Source organism: Armatimonas sp. (assembly GCF_031410135.1).
GTDB lineage: Bacteria > Armatimonadota > Armatimonadia > Armatimonadales > Armatimonadaceae > Armatimonas.
In genome coordinates this window covers 1-1,217 of sequence record NZ_JANNYP010000528.1, presented here as the reverse complement: position 1 = coordinate 1,217, position 1,217 = coordinate 1, and the positions used below count along the sequence as shown (strand labels likewise).

General features: G+C 53.2%; 2 protein-coding genes. Both read right to left on the bottom strand.

Annotated elements, in window-relative coordinates; translation table 11 throughout:
* On the bottom strand, nt 1–303 hold a 303-nt coding region (locus RMO15_RS19730; RefSeq protein WP_309715822.1), incomplete at its 3' end, for a DUF1559 domain-containing protein.
* A 2-nt stretch (nt 304–305) separates the two neighbouring features.
* Nucleotides 306–1,118, bottom strand: coding sequence for an H-X9-DG-CTERM domain-containing protein (locus RMO15_RS19725; RefSeq protein ID WP_309715819.1), 813 nt, complete (start codon nt 1,116–1,118; stop codon nt 306–308).
* Nucleotides 1,119–1,217: the final 99 nt, after the last annotated feature.

Below are 1,217 nucleotides of genomic sequence, written 5' to 3'. Positions count from 1 at the left end.
GAAAAACGGCCAGCGGCTCCACCCCTGGACATAGTTTTGTGCTGTGGCTGTATCAGTGAGAGTGCCAAATGGGGGAATTACTTGCGGTCGAGGATGACCGATCCAGTTACCTTTATGAAACGTTTCGTCGTAGTCCTGGGTGTACATCATCAGCGCCGTTCCGAGCTGACGCATGTTGGAGAGACAAGAAATTTGGCGTGCTTTTGCGCGGGCTTGGGCAAAGACGGGAAAGAGAATGGCGGCGAGAATCGCGATAATGGCGATCACGACGAGAAGCTCAATAAGCGTAAAGAATTTTTTCATGGTTAAGGGTTGGGGCGAGAGGGAACACAGCCTGCGGTGCTCCAAGCGGTGGTATCACTAAGTTCCCAGCACATGGGGTTGATTGCGTACTTTCCCTGTAAGCTACGAAGCCACTTTGTGTTGGCGAACTTGGCGTGGCCGTCCAAAAAAGTCATGTTCATGCCATCGGAGTGACGCGCTGTTGCCTGCGCATAGACCTCGTTCCAGTTTGTACCGCCCGCCTCAAAGTAAGGGGCATTGTCATCGTCGAAGTCGTTGGTGTCGTCATCTTCGCTGCCTGCTTTGGTCTCACCCATGAAGATCACGTCTGCGGGGCGCTCCCACGAGGACATGCGCATATTGGCATTGTCAAGCCCCCCAACACCCGTCCAGCCATAGTTGTGAAGAAGCTCATCGTTGCGGGCGTAGTTCCCAAAAAGACACGGGCGGATACTGGCGCAGTTCACATTGCCTCCCACTGCTGGGGCATTGGTCCAGTAGGAGCCAACCTCAGTTCCTCCGGCGGACCACTGAGCCGGGTTAAAGTTTCGCCTGACGGGTTTAGGAGCCGACGACTGCGGGCAAATAAAGATATCAATGCCTTTGACGTAGGGCTCCAGATCAACATGGAAGTCCCACCACTTACGCCCAATCGTCTCGTCGTAGTCTTGTGCATACATCAGGTTGGCTGTCCCGATTTGGCGCATGTTGGAGAGGCAAGAAATCTGTCGCGCCTTGGCGCGAGCTTGCGCAAAGACGGGGAAGAGAATTGCGGCAAGAATCGCGATAATGGCGATCACCACGAGAAGCTCGATGAGCGTAAAGAATTTTTTCATTTAAGGCTTTAGAAGCCATCCCAAAAGTCTTAAGAGTACTCCGAGAGAGTCTGACTTTTGGGATAGCTTTTTAGTGTGTTGAACCAGGGCGGGCTGAGG